At 67.5% G+C, this 17,367-nt stretch carries 19 protein-coding genes; 12 read left to right on the forward strand and 7 right to left on the reverse strand.

Going from position 1 to position 17,367, the window contains the following annotated elements:
- The first annotated feature begins 4 nt into the window (after positions 1 to 4).
- Entirely contained in the window at positions 5 to 760 is a 756-nt protein-coding gene (radC, locus tag GC150_15640) for a DNA repair protein RadC (protein ID MBI1386339.1), read from the forward strand.
- A 45-nt stretch (positions 761 to 805) separates the two neighbouring features.
- Here the strand turns inward: radC and GC150_15645 are convergent, their stop codons facing one another.
- Together GC150_15645 and GC150_15650 are read right to left on the reverse strand one after the other, a co-directional pair.
- Positions 806 to 1,405, reverse strand: a complete 600-nt coding sequence (locus GC150_15645) for a DsbA family protein (protein ID MBI1386340.1) — start codon at positions 1,403 to 1,405, stop codon at positions 806 to 808.
- Between the two features lie 96 nt (positions 1,406 to 1,501).
- Entirely contained in the window at positions 1,502 to 2,998 is a 1,497-nt protein-coding gene (locus GC150_15650) for a trypsin-like serine protease (protein MBI1386341.1), read from the reverse strand.
- An 86-nt stretch (positions 2,999 to 3,084) separates the two neighbouring features.
- On the opposite strand from GC150_15650, the gene GC150_15655 reads away from it, so the two are divergent.
- From GC150_15655 to GC150_15675, 5 genes are all read left to right on the forward strand, one after another.
- Positions 3,085 to 3,738: a CDP-alcohol phosphatidyltransferase family protein gene (locus tag GC150_15655; GenBank protein MBI1386342.1), complete on the forward strand. Its 654-nt coding sequence runs from the start codon at positions 3,085 to 3,087 to the stop codon at positions 3,736 to 3,738.
- Positions 3,735 to 4,691: a phosphatidate cytidylyltransferase gene (locus GC150_15660; protein ID MBI1386343.1), complete on the forward strand. Its 957-nt coding sequence runs from the start codon at positions 3,735 to 3,737 to the stop codon at positions 4,689 to 4,691. Before GC150_15655 ends, GC150_15660 begins: the two co-directional genes overlap by 4 nt.
- A 10-nt stretch (positions 4,692 to 4,701) precedes the next feature.
- A complete protein-coding gene (locus GC150_15665; protein ID MBI1386344.1) occupies positions 4,702 to 5,442 on the forward strand; it encodes a 1-acyl-sn-glycerol-3-phosphate acyltransferase in 741 nt (246 codons plus the stop codon).
- Complete coding sequence (locus tag GC150_15670) at positions 5,439 to 5,993, forward strand: hypothetical protein (GenBank protein ID MBI1386345.1); 555 nt, start codon at positions 5,439 to 5,441, stop codon at positions 5,991 to 5,993. Before GC150_15665 ends, GC150_15670 begins: the two co-directional genes overlap by 4 nt.
- 447 nt (positions 5,994 to 6,440) lie before the next feature.
- The gene (locus GC150_15675; GenBank protein ID MBI1386346.1) at positions 6,441 to 7,505 is read left to right on the forward strand and encodes an SUMF1/EgtB/PvdO family nonheme iron enzyme; all 1,065 of its coding nucleotides are present in this window, start codon (positions 6,441 to 6,443) and stop codon (positions 7,503 to 7,505) included.
- Between the two features lie 51 nt (positions 7,506 to 7,556).
- Here GC150_15675 and GC150_15680 read toward each other — a convergent pair whose 3' ends face one another.
- Both GC150_15680 and GC150_15685 read right to left on the reverse strand, forming a co-directional pair.
- On the reverse strand, positions 7,557 to 8,741 hold the full coding sequence (locus GC150_15680; GenBank protein MBI1386347.1) for a VWA domain-containing protein: 1,185 nt from the start codon (positions 8,739 to 8,741) through the stop codon (positions 7,557 to 7,559).
- Positions 8,742 to 8,806: 65 nt separating this feature from the next.
- Complete coding sequence (locus tag GC150_15685) at positions 8,807 to 9,271, reverse strand: hypothetical protein (protein ID MBI1386348.1); 465 nt, start codon at positions 9,269 to 9,271, stop codon at positions 8,807 to 8,809.
- A gap of 249 nt (positions 9,272 to 9,520) precedes the next feature.
- On the opposite strand from GC150_15685, the gene GC150_15690 reads away from it, so the two are divergent.
- The 3 genes from GC150_15690 to GC150_15700 all read left to right on the forward strand — a co-directional run bounded on the left by GC150_15690 (position 9,521) and on the right by GC150_15700 (position 12,217).
- On the forward strand, positions 9,521 to 10,762 hold the full coding sequence (locus GC150_15690; protein ID MBI1386349.1) for an aminotransferase class V-fold PLP-dependent enzyme: 1,242 nt from the start codon (positions 9,521 to 9,523) through the stop codon (positions 10,760 to 10,762).
- A gap of 66 nt (positions 10,763 to 10,828) precedes the next feature.
- Positions 10,829 to 11,098, forward strand: coding sequence for a MoaD/ThiS family protein (locus GC150_15695; protein MBI1386350.1), 270 nt, complete (start codon positions 10,829 to 10,831; stop codon positions 11,096 to 11,098).
- 12 nt (positions 11,099 to 11,110) lie between these two features.
- Positions 11,111 to 12,217 carry an exo-alpha-sialidase gene (locus GC150_15700; protein MBI1386351.1) on the forward strand — a complete coding sequence of 369 codons (1,107 nt, stop codon included), beginning with the start codon at positions 11,111 to 11,113 and terminating at the stop codon, positions 12,215 to 12,217.
- 65 nt (positions 12,218 to 12,282) lie between these two features.
- Here the strand turns inward: GC150_15700 and GC150_15705 are convergent, their stop codons facing one another.
- Positions 12,283 to 13,002, reverse strand: coding sequence for a hypothetical protein (locus GC150_15705; protein MBI1386352.1), 720 nt, complete (start codon positions 13,000 to 13,002; stop codon positions 12,283 to 12,285).
- Between the two features lie 93 nt (positions 13,003 to 13,095).
- Here GC150_15705 and GC150_15710 point away from each other — a divergent pair, with 93 nt between their 5' ends.
- On the forward strand, positions 13,096 to 13,671 hold the full coding sequence (locus GC150_15710) for a MarR family transcriptional regulator (GenBank protein ID MBI1386353.1): 576 nt from the start codon (positions 13,096 to 13,098) through the stop codon (positions 13,669 to 13,671).
- 78 nt (positions 13,672 to 13,749) lie between these two features.
- On the forward strand, positions 13,750 to 14,214 hold the full coding sequence (locus tag GC150_15715) for a preprotein translocase subunit TatC (protein ID MBI1386354.1): 465 nt from the start codon (positions 13,750 to 13,752) through the stop codon (positions 14,212 to 14,214).
- Between the two features lie 31 nt (positions 14,215 to 14,245).
- Here GC150_15715 and GC150_15720 read toward each other — a convergent pair whose 3' ends face one another.
- The gene (locus tag GC150_15720; protein MBI1386355.1) at positions 14,246 to 14,617 is read right to left on the reverse strand and encodes a hypothetical protein; all 372 of its coding nucleotides are present in this window, start codon (positions 14,615 to 14,617) and stop codon (positions 14,246 to 14,248) included.
- Between the two features lie 133 nt (positions 14,618 to 14,750).
- Positions 14,751 to 15,650 carry a universal stress protein gene (locus GC150_15725; GenBank protein MBI1386356.1) on the reverse strand — a complete coding sequence of 300 codons (900 nt, stop codon included), beginning with the start codon at positions 15,648 to 15,650 and terminating at the stop codon, positions 14,751 to 14,753.
- Between the two features lie 393 nt (positions 15,651 to 16,043).
- Here GC150_15725 and GC150_15730 point away from each other — a divergent pair, with 393 nt between their 5' ends.
- Positions 16,044 to 17,273, forward strand: coding sequence for an NAD(P)-binding protein (locus tag GC150_15730; GenBank protein MBI1386357.1), 1,230 nt, complete (start codon positions 16,044 to 16,046; stop codon positions 17,271 to 17,273).
- Positions 17,274 to 17,367: the final 94 nt, after the last annotated feature.

Here is a 17,367-nt window from a genome sequence, read left to right on the forward strand (position 1 = left end):
CGCCATGCGCGAGGAGGTGCAAAAGGAGCTTGGCCTCGTCGCGGAGGTCTCCCCGTCGCCCACCGCCGAACGCGCCGCCACCAAGGAGCCCCCCCTTCACGCCGGTCACCGCGAGCGCCTGCGCCACCGTTTTCGGCAAGCCGGTGCCGACGCGTTCGCCGACTACGAGTTGCTCGAGCTGCTGCTCTTTCGGATCATTCCGCGCCAGGACACCAAACCCATCGCCAAGCGGCTCATCGCGCGTTTCGGCTCCCTTGCCGAGGTGCTGAGCGCCCCCGCGAATCTGCTCTGCGAAGTCGAGGGGGTCGGCGAGACGATCGCGCTCGAGCTGAAGATCGTGCGTGCCGCAGGCTTGCGCATGGCCCGCTTGGAGGCCCGTCGCCGGCCGGTGCTGGCGTCCTGGCAGAGTGTGCTCGATTATTGTCACGCGGCGATGGCCTACGACACCCACGAACAGTTCTCGATCATTTTCCTCGACAAGAAAAACCAGGTGATCTGTGACGAGGTCCAGCAGCGCGGCACCGTCGATCACACGCCGGTGTATGTTCGCGAGGTGGTGCGGCGCGCACTCGAGCTCTCGGCGACCGCGATCATCCTCGTCCACAACCACCCTTCCGGCGATCCCAAGCCTTCGCGCGCCGACATCGAAATGACGCAGCGGATCATCGAGGCGGCCCAGACGATCGGCATCACCGTACACGACCACATCATCATCGGCCGCAACGGCCATGCCAGTCTGAAGAGCCTCGGCCACATCTGACGAGAGGTCACGCACGCCCACGGTCGGGCGGCTGGCCGACGCGCCTCAAGCGCTGAACTGCTCGAGAATGGCGAGCGCCCGGCTTTTGGCCTGGGCGCGGTCGCAGTAGCCGCTCGTCACCACCTCGAACGGCGCGCCCGGCCGCCCGAGCAGCACGGTCGGAAAGCCCTGGATGCCGGTCTGCTGCGTGATCGCGAAATCGATCTGCGTGGCATCGTGCGTCGCCTCCATCTCGAAGGCATCGAGAAAGCTCGCCCTGTCGATTTCGAGCGAGCCGGCGGCGCCAGCCAGGACCTCGGCATCCGTAAGATCGAGGTTTTCCATGTAGAAGGCGCGATGGAGCGCCTTCAGCATCGCCCCCTGGAGGTCCGGTCGCAGCCCGCGCACCGTGACCACCGCGCGGCAGGCGGGCTCCGTGTCATAGACAAAGTCGTCGCGGTCGAAGAACGCGTGATTGAAGGGCTGGCCCGTACGCTCATGCACGTGCTGCCAGTGGCCGGCGATGTAGCGCTTCTGGGCCTCGTCCATTGGCTGCGTGCTGCCGGCCCTGAGGCCTCCCATGACGTAGCGGACCCGCGCCCGCCCCGAAACCAGCGCCGAAAGCTCCTCGAAGACCGGCGAAAACCCCCAGCACCAGGAGCACATAGGATCGGCGAAGTAGATCAGTTGCACGTTCAAGATCCTCGCGTGCCGGACACACCGGCGGTATGCTGCCGACGCGACGGCAGGTGACAGCCCCGATCAGCGCGGCCGAAGCACATCCGATGCCGCCCCGCCGGCATAGGTGCCGCGAAGCACTCCATCGGGGCCGAGATCATAGATCACCGGCGTTGCGGCCCCCCAATCGACGACGAGTTGGTCGTTCCGCCACCGCCCGGTACCACGAAACACATCATTCGCGATATACCACGTAATCCTCACAAGTCCGCCGTTCTCCGTGATCACGGCGGTGCCGGTGTAGCGCGAGCCGTCGGGATTGCGCCCGCTGGACGTGTAGCGCCCGGCAAGTGCCCGGGGCGCGGAGGCCGGGGGGGCGGCATTCGCGGCTGGGGGCGCCGTGGTACCGCTCGTGGCTGGAGCGCTGGCGACCTGACCACCCGCGCCGCCCGCCTCGAGCGTGGCGAGACGCTCGCTCGCGAGGGCCGCCTGGACGGTATCGGGATAGTCGCGCACGAAGCGCTCGAGCGCAGCGCGGCTGCGGCTCTCCTTGAGGCTCTCCCAGACGGTGATCGCGTCGACCGACCGCGAGTTCCCTGCCGTGCCGGCCGGGGCGGGTGGCGTGGCAGCCGGCGCCCCCGATGCCCCCGATGCCTTGCGGTGTTCCTCGACGAGGCCGCTGATGATGGTCGAATGGCGCATGATGCGCGAGAGCGGGATGGCAAAGTTGATGCTGTCGCGCTGCGAGCCGGCGTGATGGAGGGCAACCGCCGTGCGCGTTTCGGGATCGATGACCGGCGAGCCGGAATTGCCGGGCAGCGTGTCGCAGGTATGGCGCAGCTTGCCGTCCGCGATCGCCGGAGCCCCGCTCTTGCACTGTTCGCGGCTGATCCGCTGCGCGCCCTTCAAGGGATGCCCGATGATCCAGAGCGCATAGCTTTCCGGCAGCGGATCGGGCGCGCTGAGACCGATGAGACCATACTCGGCGCTCGGATTGCCGAACACTTCGAGGAGGGAATAGTCGAGGGTGCGGTCGGTTTCGACCGGAATGGGGCTGACGGTGTAGGCCTTGGCGCCGTCCGTCACGCCCTCGACCGTGTAGCCCGCGACGAACTGCACCGCGTCGATCCGCTTGGCATTGGCACCGGGAATATCGACGATGCCGGGCACGCAGTGGTGGTTGGTCAGCAGATAGCGTTCCGAAACGATGAACGCTGTGCAGGGAAAGACCCCCGCATCCGTCAGCACGTCGAGCCGGCCGACCGCGCGCCCGAGCCGCACGAAGCTGGTCTGTGGCCCGTAACTCGAGATCAGCTCGTTGTTGTATGCGCCGATATTGGCCTCGAGCGACACGGCGCCGGCCACCGATTGGCGATCGGAGAGAACGATGCGCCCGAAGTCGCCGCGCGGCGCGGCCGGTGACGGGTCGGCGCGCCCCGGAACGGTGAATGCAATCACCACCAGCAACGAAAGGATCGCTCTCGACATACCGTCACCTCCAACGGGCGGCTCGCCCGGGCCGTCTCCACCGCCGAGCATGATGGCACTGATTCGTGAAATGCCCGTTTGCCCTCGGCGCATCGACAGGCTGGCAGGGGAACGCGGCAGCCGCACGGCAAGGCACAGCCGGCCACCAATTCTTCACCGCTCCCGCCTAATTTGTCGTCATGGCCACCCTCTACGACATCAAGCCGCGCTTCCAGGCGCTCCTTCGCCCGCTCGTGCGCCGCCTCGCCGGGGCCGGGGTGACAGCGAACGCGGTCACGCTCGCGGCCGCCCTCCTCTCGCTCGCGCACGGCGCTTGGATCCTGTTGCAGCCCGCGAACCCTTGGCCACTCCTCCTCCTGCCGGCGAGCCTCCTTGCCCGCATGGCGCTCAATGCCATCGACGGAATGCTGGCCCGTGAGCACGGCCAGGCCTCGGCGTCGGGCGCCGTGCTCAACGAACTCGGCGACCTCATCAGCGATGCCGCACTCTATCTGCCGCTTGCGCTGGTCGCGGCTTTCCATGGTCCGCTGGTCGTCGCCATTGTCGCCCTCGGGCTGACGGGCGAGACGATGGGCATTCTGGCGCAAGCGCTCGGTGGCGTACGGCGCTACGATGGCCCGCTCGGCAAATCGGACCGCGCGCTTGCCTTCGGCGCCCTCGCGCTCGTCGCCGGCTTCGGCCTGGCGGACGGAACATGGCTCGCCTGGCCGCTGGGATTGATGGCCCTTCTCGCCCTCGCAACCGTCATCAATCGGGCACGCGCGGCGGCTGCGGCCGGCGCCGCGAGCAGAGGCGGGGTGAAACGAGCCACGGACGCAGGGGAGGGAAGATGACGGGAGAGCGAATTCTCGGCCTTGCCCCGCCCGCGTTCTGGGCGCTCGCGGCAGTCTACTGCGTGCTCGTTGCAGCGAGCTTTGCCACCCTCTGGCTCGAGCGGGGCCGGCCCGCCTCGCTGCCGGCGAGCGAGTTGCGCCAGCGGGTCCGCTCCTGGTGGCTGATGGTGGGCCTCTTCACGCTCGTGGTGCTGGCTGGCCGCCTTGCGGCCATCGTGGCGATCGGCTTGGTTATCTTCCTCGCGCTCAAGGAATATCTTTCCCTGATCCCGACGCGTCGCGTCGAACGCGCGACGCTCCTCTGGGTCTATCTGACCATACCCATTCAGCTCACCTTCGCCTACCATGAGAACTACGAGCTGTTCATCGTGTTCGTTCCCGTCTGGGCTTATCTTTTCATCACCATGGCTCTCGTCCTCAGGGGCGAAACGCAGGGCTTCCTGCGCTCGGTCGGCATGATCAGCTGGGGCCTCATGATGACGGTGTTCGCCTTGAGCCACCTCGGCTTCCTGCTGGTCGCGGGCGATCGGGTCATCCCGGTGGCGGGCGGCGCCGGACTGCTCTTCTTTCTCCTCTTCATGACGCAGGCCAACGACGTCGCGCAATACGTCTGGGGCCGCAGCCTCGGGCGCCGCAAAATCCTGCCGACTGTCAGCCCCAACAAGACCTGGGAGGGTTTCCTCGGCGGCCTCGTGACGACAACGGTGCTTGCCGCCATCGCGGGACCGCTCCTCACCCCGATGCCGATCGCCTGGTCGGCGGCGGCCGGCGCCATGCTCGCAATCGCCGGCTTCCTCGGCGATGTCACCATGTCGGCACTGAAGCGCGACCTCGGCGTCAAGGACACCTCCGCCATGATCCCGGGCCACGGCGGCGTGCTCGACCGCCTCGACAGCCTGACCTTCGCAGCACCAGTGTTCACGCACGCCTATCGCTTTTTCTTCTTCCCGTGAGTTGAGCGCGATGACGAGCGGACAAGCGAACGAGGAGACGAGACCTGGCCGGCCGCGGAACCCGGCCCCGGCGCCCGCCAACCCACCCGCCGGCGGCATCCCCTCCTGGCGAAGCCGGCAACTCAAGCGCGCCTTCTTTGCCCTCTTCGTTCGCCCGCTCATCCTCCTCGTCCTCGGCATCAACATGCGCCGCCGGCACCTGCTCCCGACCCGGGGACCCGGCATCATCGTCGCCAACCACAACTCGCACCTCGACACCCTGACGCTCATGGCCCTGATGCCGCTCGGCCGGTTGCCCGAGGTGCGTCCGGTTGCGGCAGCCGACTATTTCCTAGCCAACCGCTGGCTGCGCTTCATCGCACTCGATTTGCTCGGCATCCTGCCGATCGCGCGCGGCGGCATCGTCTCCAACCCCATCGCGCTCTGCCGCGAGGCGCTCGATCGGGGTGAGTTGCTGATCCTCTTTCCCGAAGGCAGCCGCGGCGATCCCGAGCGTCTCGCCGAATTCAAGAAGGGCATTTCACTCATCGCCCGCAGCCGTCCCGACGTTCCGATCACCCCGGTTTTCCTCCATGGCCTCGGCAAGGCGCTGCCGAAGGGGTCGTTTCTGCTCGTGCCCTTCTTCTGCGATGCCTTCGTCGGCGAGCCAATCGTCTACCGCGATAGCGGCGGGCCCGACGAATTCATGGACCTCCTCGAGCGCCGGTTCCGCACGCTCGCGGCGGAGGGCAACTTCGAGCCCTGGGAGTGAAGGCCGCGGCGTTCATCTGGGGGCTGGCGGAGGCAACCCTCTTCTTCGTCGTTCCCGATGTACTGGTGAGCGCGGTGGCGGCGCGCGGCGGCCCGCGACCGGGCCTCGTTGCCGGTCTTGCCGCCGCCCTCGGCGCGGCCCTCGGTGGCCTTATCATGTGGTTGCTCGCGCACCCGGGAGTCGGTCCCGGTGCCGGCCCGGTCTTTTCGTTCCTCGATGACGCGCTGCCTGCCATCTCGGGCACCATGATCGAAGGCGTGCGCACCGCGATGGCGGGCGATGGATGGTTCGCGGCCATGCTCGCCGGCGCCTTTTCCGGCACCCCATATAAACTCTATGCGACGGCGGCAGGCGAGACCGGCCTCGCCCCACTCCTCTTCGTCGCCGTCTCCGTGCCGGCGCGGTTGCTGCGCTTCGCCCTCGTCGTCGCGCTCGCGGCGGGCTTTGCGCGCATCGCCGGCCCACGCATCGGCGAGCGATCCGTTCTCGTCGTCCTCGCGCTCTTCTGGATCGGCTTTTATGCGCTCTTCTGGTCCCTCATGCCGAACTGAGCGACCGCCCCGATGGCGGGCGATGGCACGCCATCGCCCGCTTGCGGCATCGAGATCAAACGGTCCAGAGAGCGGTGGCATTCGCCACCGTCGCCGAAACCGCGACTGCCAACAGAGCCCCCGCAATGACGAGTGCCAGATCGCCGATGACCGCTCGATTGCGCCTGAGTGTCCTCATGGCTACCCCCGCTCGAGCTGTCCGACCACGAGGAAGTTGGTGGTGCCGGAGGTCGAACCAGCATGCTGGCAGTGCCCTCGTTGCGACAAACTTCCCCGAGTGAACAAGGTAATCCGATTCGCCGACGGTGGATTGTATCGCCCGTCCACAGCTATCCAACCGCCTTCGTCGACATTCGGGAACTGTGCCCATCACGGATTTGAATCGACGATCCGGTCGCGGCATCATGCGCCATCGCTAGAGGGCAACGACCAACCGGGGGCGTGGACATGTCGAGGCGGGCAAGCAGACCGAAAAGACACGATTGCGACCGTGGCGTCGTTGGCACGGTCCGCCTCGTTGGCATCGCCCCGCTGCTGCTCTGCGTGCTTGCCTTGGCAGCATCGCCCACGCACGGCGGCGAGGCAGCGCCCACCTCTCCAGAGGCGCAAAGCGCCATCGTTCCAGGCTCCGGCGCGAGCTTCAGGGACTGCCCGCAATGCCCGGAAATGGTGGTGATCCCCGCCGGAACGTTCATGATGGGCGCGGGACCGCACGAGACCACGGCGATCCTCGGCGAATTCCCCTACGTCAAACGCCAGTGGATCGCATCCGAGACGGTCCGCCATCCGGTTACCATCGCGCGACCCCTCGCGGTCGGGAAGTTCGAGGTCACCCGCGGCCAGTTCGCGCACTTCGCCGACGAGACCGGCCATCGCGTCGAGGACAGCTGCTTCACGCACAGCGACACACCGGCGGCCTGGGGCCGGACGGAGGGCCGTTCCTTCCGCAACACCGGATACCCGCAGACCGACGACGACCCCGCCACCTGCGTCAGCTGGGGCGATGCCAAGGCCTATACCCTATGGCTGAAGAAGCTGACCGGCCACGATTACCGTCTCCTCTCGGAAGCCGAGTGGGAATATGCCGCCCGCGCCGACTCCGCGACGCGCTTTGGTTTCGGCGACGACGCGGGCGACCTTTGCCGCAACGGCAACGGCGCCGACCGGACGGGCGGCGAGAATGGCGCGCGCTGGCGCGATCCCGTTCCCTGCACCGACGGGCACTGGTTCACCGCCCCGGTCGGGAGCTTTTCTCCCAACGCCTGGGGCCTCCACGACATGCATGGCAACGTCTGGGAATGGGTAGAAGACAGCTGGCACCGCTCCTACGACGGCGCACCCGCCGATGGCGCAGCCTGGACCACCGGTGGCCACGCGCCGGCTCGCGTCGTGCGTGGTGGCTCCTGGAAGAGCCGCCCATGGAACATGCGCTCGGCCTATCGTACCGGCCTCGGGCCGCAGGAGCGAAATGGCACTGGCGGCTTTCGTGTCGCGCGCCCGATCACGCCCTAGTTCACGGCGCCGGCAGGAGCCCATGCGCCGGCTGCGACCGCGCGCGCCGTCCTATCGCATCAACTCGCGCATCGCCCCGTCGAGCCCCTCGAGCGTCAGGGGAAACATGCGCTCGTCGGTGAGCTGGCGGATCATCCGGATCGATTGCGTCCAGTCCCACTGGTCGCGCCCGACGGGATTGAGCCAGACGAGGCGCGGAAACGTCGCCGCGAGCCGCTGCATCCAGACCGCCCCCGCCTCGCGGTTCATGTATTCCACCGCCCCCCCTGGCTGGATGATTTCGTGGGGGCTCATCGAGGCATCCCCGACCAGGATCACCTTGTAGTCGGCGGGGTAGGTCCTCAGCACGTCGAACGTCGGCACGCGTTCCGACCAGCGGCGCGCATTGCTGCGCCAGACGAAATCGTAGAGACAATTGTGGAAGTAGTAGTATTCGAGGTGCTTGAATTCGGTCCGGGCGGCGGAGAACAATTCCTCGACCCCCTTGACGTGCCAGTCCATCGAGCCGCCGATGTCGAAGAACATCAGGACCTTGACCGTGTTGTGCCGCTCCGGGCGCATCTGGATGTCGAGATAGCCCTTGGAGGCGGTGCCACGGATCGTGCCGTCGAGGTCGAGTTCCTCGGCGGCCCCCTCGCGCGCGAACCGCCGCAAGCGGCGCAGCGCGATCTTGATGTTGCGCGTGCCGATCTCGACCGTGTCGTCGAGGTCGCGGAACTCGCGCTTGTCCCAGACCTTGATCGCGCGGAAGTTGCGGTTACCCTTCTGGCCGATGCGGATTCCGGCCGGGTTGTAGCCATCGGCCCCGAACGGGCTGGTGCCACCGGTGCCGATCCACTTCGAGCCGCCCTGGTGACGCCCCTTCTGCTCGGCGAGGCGCTTCTTCAGCTCCTCCATGATCTTGTCCCAGCCGCCGAGTGCCTCGATCCGCGCCTTCTCTTCTTCGCTGAGGAAACGCTCGGCGAGCGAACGCAGCCACTCCTCGGGGATCTCGCTGGTGCCTGTCTCGATCGCATCGGAGAGCGCTTCGAGGCCCTTGAAGGCATGCCCGAACACCCGGTCGAACTTGTCGAGGTGGCGCTCGTCCTTCACCAGGGCGGCGCGCGAGAGATAGTAGAAATCCTCGACGCGCTTTTCGGCGAGGTCGGCCCGCATGGCTTCCAGCAGCGTCAGGTACTCGCGCAGCGAGACCGGCACGCCAGCCGCTTTCAGCTCGAAAAAGAAGCTCGTGAACATGGCCCGGACAATAGCGCCGCGCACCGCCGCCGCAAGCCCGCGACGGCCACGGGATGCTCACGATCTCAGCGGCGGCCGGGCGCGAGCTTGCGGCTCGCCTCGATCGCGGCGGCGAGCCCCTTGGGATCGTCCGTGCCGAGCCGGCGCTTGCGCCCCTTGAGGTCGGTGATCTCGACGGCATCGAGGCCGCTCGCATTGAAGAGCCAGCCGTGCGGCGTGATCCGGATACCCCAGCCCCACCACCACTGGTTGCGCACAGGCGCTACCGACGCGATGTCCGCCAGAGGCATGCGCCAGCGCGGCCAACCGATGCCGAAGAACCAGGCGACCTCCTTGCGGTCGACCACGACCGTGAACCGGTGAAAGAGCGCCAGCAGGGCCGCACCGACGCCCATTGCAAAGAGGATCGCGCCGACGAGGATCGGCTCGATCGCACCGGCGGTTCCCATGACCATGGAACCGGCAGCGACCAATACCACCACCGCCGCCACGAGGATCAGCCATTGATGCTGCTTGAATTCCTTGCGCAAGGCTCGTTCTCCGTCGTTTGCCCGGGGCAGTCCCGGCGGCCGCCGGCGTCATGGCTGGCACATCGGGTGGCTGGAGAACCGCGGCAAGGGAGCAACCACGGTTCCGTCCGCCGACGGCGGAACCATCGCATACCAGGGTGAAGAAGCGGTTCAGAGAACGGGCGCGAGCCATCCTTGCGGCGCGGCCGGCCTTCCCGCGACCGCCTCCTGCTGCTAATTGGCGCTCTCGCCAGTCGCAAGGAGCCCGCCATGCCGACGCTCGATACCGCTTTCGTCCGCCGCCAGTTCCCGGCCTTCTCCGAACCCTCGCTCGCGGGCTGGGCGTTCTTCGAGAACGCCGGCGGTTCATATGCCTGCGGACCGGTCGTCGAGCGACTCCACCGCTTCTATCGCGAGACCAAGGTGCAACCCTACGCGCCCTATCCGGTGGGCGAGGCGGCGGGCGCGGCGATGGACGAATCCTACGCGCGTCTCGCACCCTACCTCGGCGTGACACCAGACGAGGTCAACTTCGGCCCCTCGACCAGCCAGAACACCTATGTGCTCGCGCACGCCTTTCGCGCCGGCATGCAGCCGGGCGACGAGATCGTCGTCACCAACCAGGATCACGAGGCCAATACAGGTGCCTGGCGGCGGCTGGCCGAGACGGGCATCGTCGTTCGGGAATGGCGGGTCGATCCTGCGACCGGCCAGCTCGATCCGGCGGACCTGGCCGGCCTCCTCGGCGAGCGGACGCGGCTCGTCGCCTTCCCCCACTGCTCCAACATCGTCGCGCACGTCAATCCGGTCGCCAAGATCTGCGCGATGGCGCGCGCGGCGGGCGCCAGAACCGTCGTCGACGGCGTCTCCTACGCGCCGCACGGCTTTCCCGACGTAGCCGCCCTCGGCGCGGACATTTATCTCTTCTCGCTCTACAAGACCTACGGTCCGCACCAGGGCCTGATGGTCGTGCGGAGCGAAACGCGGCAAGCTCTCGCCAATCAGAGCCACTACTTCAACGCGGACGAGGCGCGAAAGAAGCTCGTTCCGGCGGGCCCCGATCACGCCCAGGTTGCAGCGGCCGCGGGTATCGCGGACTACTTCGATACGCTCCACGCCCATCACTTTCCGGGATCGCACGCCGCCCCGGGCGAACGCGGTCGCGCGCTCCACGACCTGATGCGCGCCCATGAGCAGGCCCTGCTCGCGCCGCTCCTCGACTATCTCTCGGCGCGAAACGACGTGCGCGTGCTGGGTCCGACCCGCGCCAGCGAACGCGCCCCGACCGTCGCCGTAGAGATACCCGGCGATCCCGAGGAGACGGCCCGCGCGCTCGCCGGCCACAAGGTGATGTGCTGGGCCGGAGATTTCTACGCGCGACGCCTCGTCGAGGCGATGGGCGTTGCCCCGGAGCCGGGCGTTCTGCGGCTTTCGTTCGTGCACTACACCGAACGTGCCGAGGTCGAACGCCTCATCGCCGCCCTCGACCGCGTCCTCTCGACCAAGACCTGAACGGGCGACGCCTATCGGCCGTTGCTGGGCCGTGCTATTGGAGGTCCTCGAGCCTGCAGGTGCCCCATGCCGACGGTGACATTCACCCGCAACCTGCAGCGCCACGTCGACTGCCCGTCGATGTCGGTGCCAGGCACAAGCGTGCGCGAGGCGCTCGAGAACGTCTTTGCCGCCAACGCGAGAATTCGCTCCTACGTGCTGGACGATCAGGGCGCGCTGCGTCGTCACATGACGATCTACATCGACGGGGTCCTGATCCGCGACCGCGCCGGACTCGGTGATCCCGTCGAGGACGCCAGTTCGATCTTCGTCATGCAGGCACTCTCCGGCGGCTGATTGGAGGAAAACATGTCGGACGGACTTCTGGTCTCGACCCGCAAGGGCCTCTTTACCATCGCACGCGCGGCGCCCGGCGACTGGCGGATCGCCGAGGCCGAGTTCCTCGGCGACAACGTCTCGCTCGCCTTTTGCGACCGTCGCAGCGGCTATCGTCACGCGGCGCTCGATCACGGACATTTCGGAGTGAAAATGCACCGCTCCACGGCTCCCGGGAAATGGGAAGAAATGTCGACACCCGCCTATCCCCCAAAACCGGAGGGTTACGAGGAACTCGACATGTGGGGGCGGCCTCTGCCCTGGTCGACGGTCCGCGTCTGGGCTCTCGAGGAGGGTGGGACCGATCGGCCGGGCGTGCTCTGGTGCGGCACCATCCCGGGCGGCCTCTTTCGCTCGCGGAACGACGGCGAGAGCTGGGAGATGATCCGCCGGCTCTGGGACCATCCAAAGCGCACGAAATGGATGGGTGGCGGGGCGGACCTCCCAGGCCTCCATTCGATCGTCGTCGACCCCCGCGACAGCTCGAGCCTCACCGTCGCGGTCTCGACCGGCGGTCTCTGGCACAGCCCCGACGATGGCACCACCTGGACGCAGCGCGGCGCCGGCATGCGCGCCGACCACGTCCCACCCGAACTGACCCACGATCCGATCGCCCAGGACGTCCACAGCCTCGTCCAGTGCCCCGCCGCGCCGCACCGCATGTGGGTGCAGCACCACAACGGGATCTTCGTCTCCTCGGACGAGGGCTGCAACTTCACGGAGATCACCGGCGTCGAGCCCTCGACCTTCGGCTTTCCCGTCGTCGTCCACCCCCGCGATCCCGACACGGCCTGGTTCGTACCCGAGATCAAGGATGAAAAACGCATTCCCGTCGGCGGTCGCCTCGTCGTATCGCGCACCCGCGACGGTGGGCGCTCCTTCGAGGTTCTGACGCGCGGTCTGCCGCAAGCGCATGCCTACGACGTGGTCTACCGCCATGCCCTCGCGCTCGACGACGAGGGTGAGCGCCTCGCCATGGGCTCGACCACCGGCGGCCTCTGGGTCAGTGAGAACGGCGGCGAGGAGTGGACCATGGTGAGCCACACACTGCCGCCGGTCTACGCCGTCCGTTTCATGTGATCGGGGCACCATCGATGCCGGGCGGCGGCATGGCGGCCCAATGGCGGCCACCCGGCGCGCCGCTGCTATTTCGTCTCCTTGACGATGATGCCCGGTAGGGAAAGGTTGCCCGAGGCGACCTTGTAGGTACCGGTGACGCAGAGCAGGGGCGCTTTCACCTCCCCGTTGACCTGCAGCTTGGCGGCGACCGCGTCGAAGCTCACATTTTCCGCCCCCATGACCGGCACCGTGATCCGCACGACGGCCCCCTTGATGATCGGGCTCATGCCGGGGCTGTCGAGCGCGATCGGCAAACCCGGCGCGGTCGCGGGCAACACATCCTGGCCCGGCGAAACATCCCGCACCTTGAGCCCGCCCGCGCAGGCTGCATCGCCTTCGAGCACGACCCAATGCGAATGCCAGCCCGCCCCGTCGTTGGCCGGATCCCCATCGCCGTTCTCGTCGAAGAGGGGCGTATCGTCGAAATCGGGATGCGCGGTGACGGCGAGCGCGAGGATTCCCGAGCCGGGCGCGAATCCGACGGCGGAGGGATCGAGCTTGGTCGGCCAGACATAGGCGTCGACCGAGGCGCCTGCGAGTTGGCCGGTGGCTGCGGGCTTCTGCGCTCCTGCCATTCCGCTCACCTCCATCATGAAGGTGGCGAGGCGCCCGTCAGTGGTCGCCACGGCACGCACGATGTCGAACGCGGCTGGTGCGCCGGTGGACGGCGCGGCGGTGATCTCGTGGGCGGTGGCTGACTGGCCGGTCAAAGCGAGCGCGATTGCGATCGGGATCGTGCGAAGCATGGAGAACTCCTGGGCGTTGAATTATTGATAGCGACACGCTACAATTGGCACGGGCGCCGATGGCGGTCAATACAAATAGCGAGTCGCTACCACATGCCTTTTGAACACGCCTTCCAAGCCGCCACTCTGATCAATCGCCTGGACCGCCTCTCGCGGAGCAACGAGGCCAAGGGCGGCCTCAACCCTGCGCAGTGGGAGGCGTTGCGCTACGTGGCGCAGGCCAATCGCTTTTCACGCACGCCCGCCGCCCTCGCCGAATACCTCGGGGCCACGCGCGGCACGATCTCGCAAACCCTGATCGCTCTCGAGCAGAAGGGACACGTCACCCGTCAGCCGAGTACGCGGGACAAGCGCTCGATCACCCTCGCCCTGACGCCGGCGGGCTCCGAAACCCTCGCGCGCGACCCGTTGCTGGATCTGGCCCACGATCTGGCCGAAGCACTGCCCGGTAAGCTCGAGGATCTGGTCGAGGCCCTGCGCGCGACCCTGTCGACCCTGATCCGCCGTAACGGCGGACGGGCGTTCGGGGCCTGCTTCACGTGCCGCCATTTTCGCCCCGGAAAGACGCTTGGTGCCACCCCACACCACTGCATGCTCCTCGACGAACCGCTGAGCGATACGGATTCGCGAGCCATCTGCGTCGAGCAGGAGCCAACGGCCGCAGATTGACGAAGATCAAGGATGGAGGATCGGAAGTGCCGCACGAGCGAGGCACCGGGGATCTCCCAGCGAGCCGAGGAGCAAGCCATGTCGACCGACAGCACGAATCACCCGGACCGCGATCGCGACGGGCCGCGTCTGACGGCCCCCGGCCACGGCGCCAGCGTCACCGAGGCGATGATCCGCGACCTCGTCCACCTATTCTATGCGCGCGTCCGCCAGGATGAAGCACTCGGCCCCGTGTTCGACGCCGCGATCGACGATTGGAACGCCCATCTCGAAAAGCTCTGCGCGTTCTGGTCGTCGGTGACGCTCGCCACCGGTCGCTACAGGGGCTCGCCGATGCGGGCGCACGCTGGCAATCCGGCGATCACCGCCGCCCACTTCGATCGCTGGTTGGAATTGTTCCGCCGGACCGCGCGCGAAACGTGCCCGCCGGAGGCCGCGGCCCTCTTCATCGACCGCGCCGAGCGGATCGCCCAATCGCTGGAACTCGGCGTTGCGATCCAGCGCGGCCAGCTTCTGGGCGCGGGCGAGCGCTTGCGCGCCTAACCCGGCCGGCACGCGACGAGCGCCCTCTCCGTCAGAGTGCGACGTCCAGCGAACGCACCACACGGAACGTGCGCATGATGTCGTCGTGCTCCTTGATGGAGACATAATCGCCGATCCGGAAGGAATGACTGTCGAACCGGTGACCCGTCTCGTCGTCGTCCTCGTCGCCGTGGATGTCGTAGTGGAAGGCCCACTGGCCGCCCGGCTTGCGCACGAGGTGGCCGATCTCGTGATCCGCGTCTCCCCAGAAGCGAACGACGCGGCACTTCTCGCGGCTGCGCCGCCACTCGGCGGCATCGATATGCCCGTCGTCGTCGATTGGCGCGACCATTTCGTAGCCGTGCTCGCGACTGCCGCCCGGAAAGTCGTGGTCCCTGGCGAGTTCGAGGCGGATCTTCTTCATTTCATCTCCCTATGGCAGGCGAGGTGACCGGTCTGAGCCGAATTCGTCCGATCGCAGTCACCGCGATCCGGGCACCGTGACACGCGACCGCGCCACCGACACCCGGACCGCCGCAACGGACCTCCGACGCCGATCAGTGCGACATGAGGACGGGCACGGTCATCGATTTCAGGATCTCGCGCGTCGCGCCACCGAAAATCGTCTCCCGCAGTCTCGAGTGGCCATAGCACCCCATGACGAGAAGATCGCCCCCGAGATCGGCCGTCCGCGACAGCAGCGCCTCGGCGATCGGGATGCGGGTGTTCATCTCGCGATGCACCTCGACCTTGCAGCCGTGGCGCGCCAGTGTGAGTGCGATCGCGTCGCCGGCCGTCTGGGCGCTTCCCATCGCCTCGTCCTGCGGATTGACCGCGAGCACATGCACCCGCTCGGCACGCTTGAGCATCGCCAGTCCGTCGAATGCCGCGCGCGAGGCCTCGCGGCTGCCGTTCCAGGCCAGCACGCACGTCTTGCCGAAGCTCGGGTAGGAGCCGACCGAAGGCACCACCAGCACGGGACGACCGGACCCCAGCACCACGCGGGGAGCCAAATCCTCCCAGGCGTCATAATCGTCGCTCGGCCCCTGGCAGACAACGACGAGGTCGTTCGCGCGCGCCTGCTCGGTAATGACGTTGCCCGCTTCGTTGCGCCGCGTCTCCTCGAAGCGCCACTCACCGGGATGCGGCCAGCCTTGCGTGGCCTTGACGAACGAGTCGCCGAGCGCTTTGGCATTCTCGCGCAGGCTGCGCATCTGATTGTCGATGACCTCCTGCGGGAATTCGACCGCCATGGAGCCGTAGAGCGGCACCTCCGAAATCACATGCAGACCGGTCACGTGAGCGTCGTGTTTTTCCGCGAGGAATTTCGCCACGGGCAGAAGCGTCTTCAGGTGTCGCTCGCTCGCGATGGGCGCCAGGATGCTGCGGTATGACATGGTCCACTCCTCCAATTGGCGATACCTCACGTCGGGGCATCGACGCGGCCGTCCGCTCATGCCAGATTGTCAGCGGGGCCGTGCATCGTGAGAGCACCGGCATGCACGGCGAGCCGTACGTGCCGAGCTTGCCTGAGCTGACAACTGACCGCCACACCCCGGCCGGAAGCGTGGGGGCACCGCCGGGATGGGCGGGGCTGACGGTCCAGCGGCAGCGTAGCCTCGTGCTCTCCTTTGCACGACCCTCGATCTTTGCTTCCTTTCTTTCCAGTCTTGCCGCATTGACCTGGATCAAGTGGGACCGCCACAGGGGCGCCGTCCGCACCGATCGCACGCTTGACACACGACGCCCTTTGCGCGTCCCGTGACCCCTTCGCGGCGGCTGCACGCCGACCCGCCCGTCACGCCCGTCGTCGCGCGCCAGCTGCCGGCGCTGCAATCACAGGAGGAACCATGCCGCTCGGACAGATCGTCGTCCTCGGCGCCAGTCACGCCGGCTCCCAGGCCGTCGCCAGCCTGCGCGACGAGGGCTTCGAGGGCCGTGTGATCCTCATCGGCGCGGAACCGCACCTGCCCTATCATCGCCCACCGCTTTCGAAAGCCTTCATCAAGACGGGCTCCGAGCCGCTCCCGATTCGCGCAGAGGCCTTCTACGATCAGAACCGGATCGAACTCGAACTCGGCCGCGAGGTGGTCTCGATCGACCGGGGCACCGGCACCGTCGCTTTGGCCGATGGCACCAGCATCGCCTTCGACGCGCTCGTTTATGCCGCCGGATCGCGCGTTCGCCGCGCAGCGATAGAGGGCGCCGACCTCGAGGGCATCTGCTATCTCAAGACCCTCGATGACGGGCGGGAACTGCGACGGCGCCTCATGGCCGCGAGCGAGGTCGTCATCGTCGGCGGCGGTTTCATCGGCCTCGAGGTGGCTGCAACGGCGAACGCGCTCGGAAAGCGTGTCACGGTCCTCGAGATGGCCCCCCGCCTCATGGGCCGGGCCGTGGTGCCCGAAATCTCGGCCCACTTCCTCGAGAGCCATCGCACCGCCGGCATCGATGTCCGCCTCGAAACGGGGCTTGCCGCCTTCCATGGTGATGGCCGCAACGTCAACGCGGTCGAGACGACGCGAGGCGAACGCATCGCCGCCGGATTGGTGGTGGTCGGCATCGGCGTCCTGGCGAACCAGGAACTGGCCGCAGGCGCCGGCCTGGAGACGCGCGACGGCGTGCTGGTCGATGCCGGGCTCTCGACCAGCGACCCGCGGATCGTTGCGGTCGGCGACTGCGTCCGCTTCATCCATCCCGCATCCGGCACCTCGGTCCGCCTCGAGGCGGTCCAGAACGCCAACGACCAGGCACGCTGCGCGGCGCGCAACCTGCTCGGTCGCGAAGCGGCCTATGCCGAGGTTCCCTGGTTCTGGTCCGATCAGGCGGACGAGAAGCTCCAGATGGCGGGCCTCGCGATCGGGGCCGAAAGGCGCGTCCTGCGCCCCTCGGGCCAGCCCGGCCGCTTTTCCGTGTTCGCCTATGCTGGCGATCGGCTGCTCTCGGTCGAAAGCGTCAATCGCCCGGCCGACCACATGCTCGCCCGCCAGATGCTGGCGGCCGGCTATTCGCCCCCGCCCGAAGCCGCCGGCGATCCCGCGAGCGACCTCAAGGCGCTCTTCAAGGCCGCGACGTCCTGAACCGTACCAATTGTCGCGGGCTGCACCACCCTCGCCGCACGCACCTATCGTCGGCGCTCGCGAGCGCGTAAGGTGCCGGCCCGACCACCCGCCG

It is taken from the genome of Hyphomicrobiales bacterium (assembly GCA_016125495.1).
Lineage (GTDB): Bacteria > Pseudomonadota > Alphaproteobacteria > Rhizobiales > RI-29 > RI-29.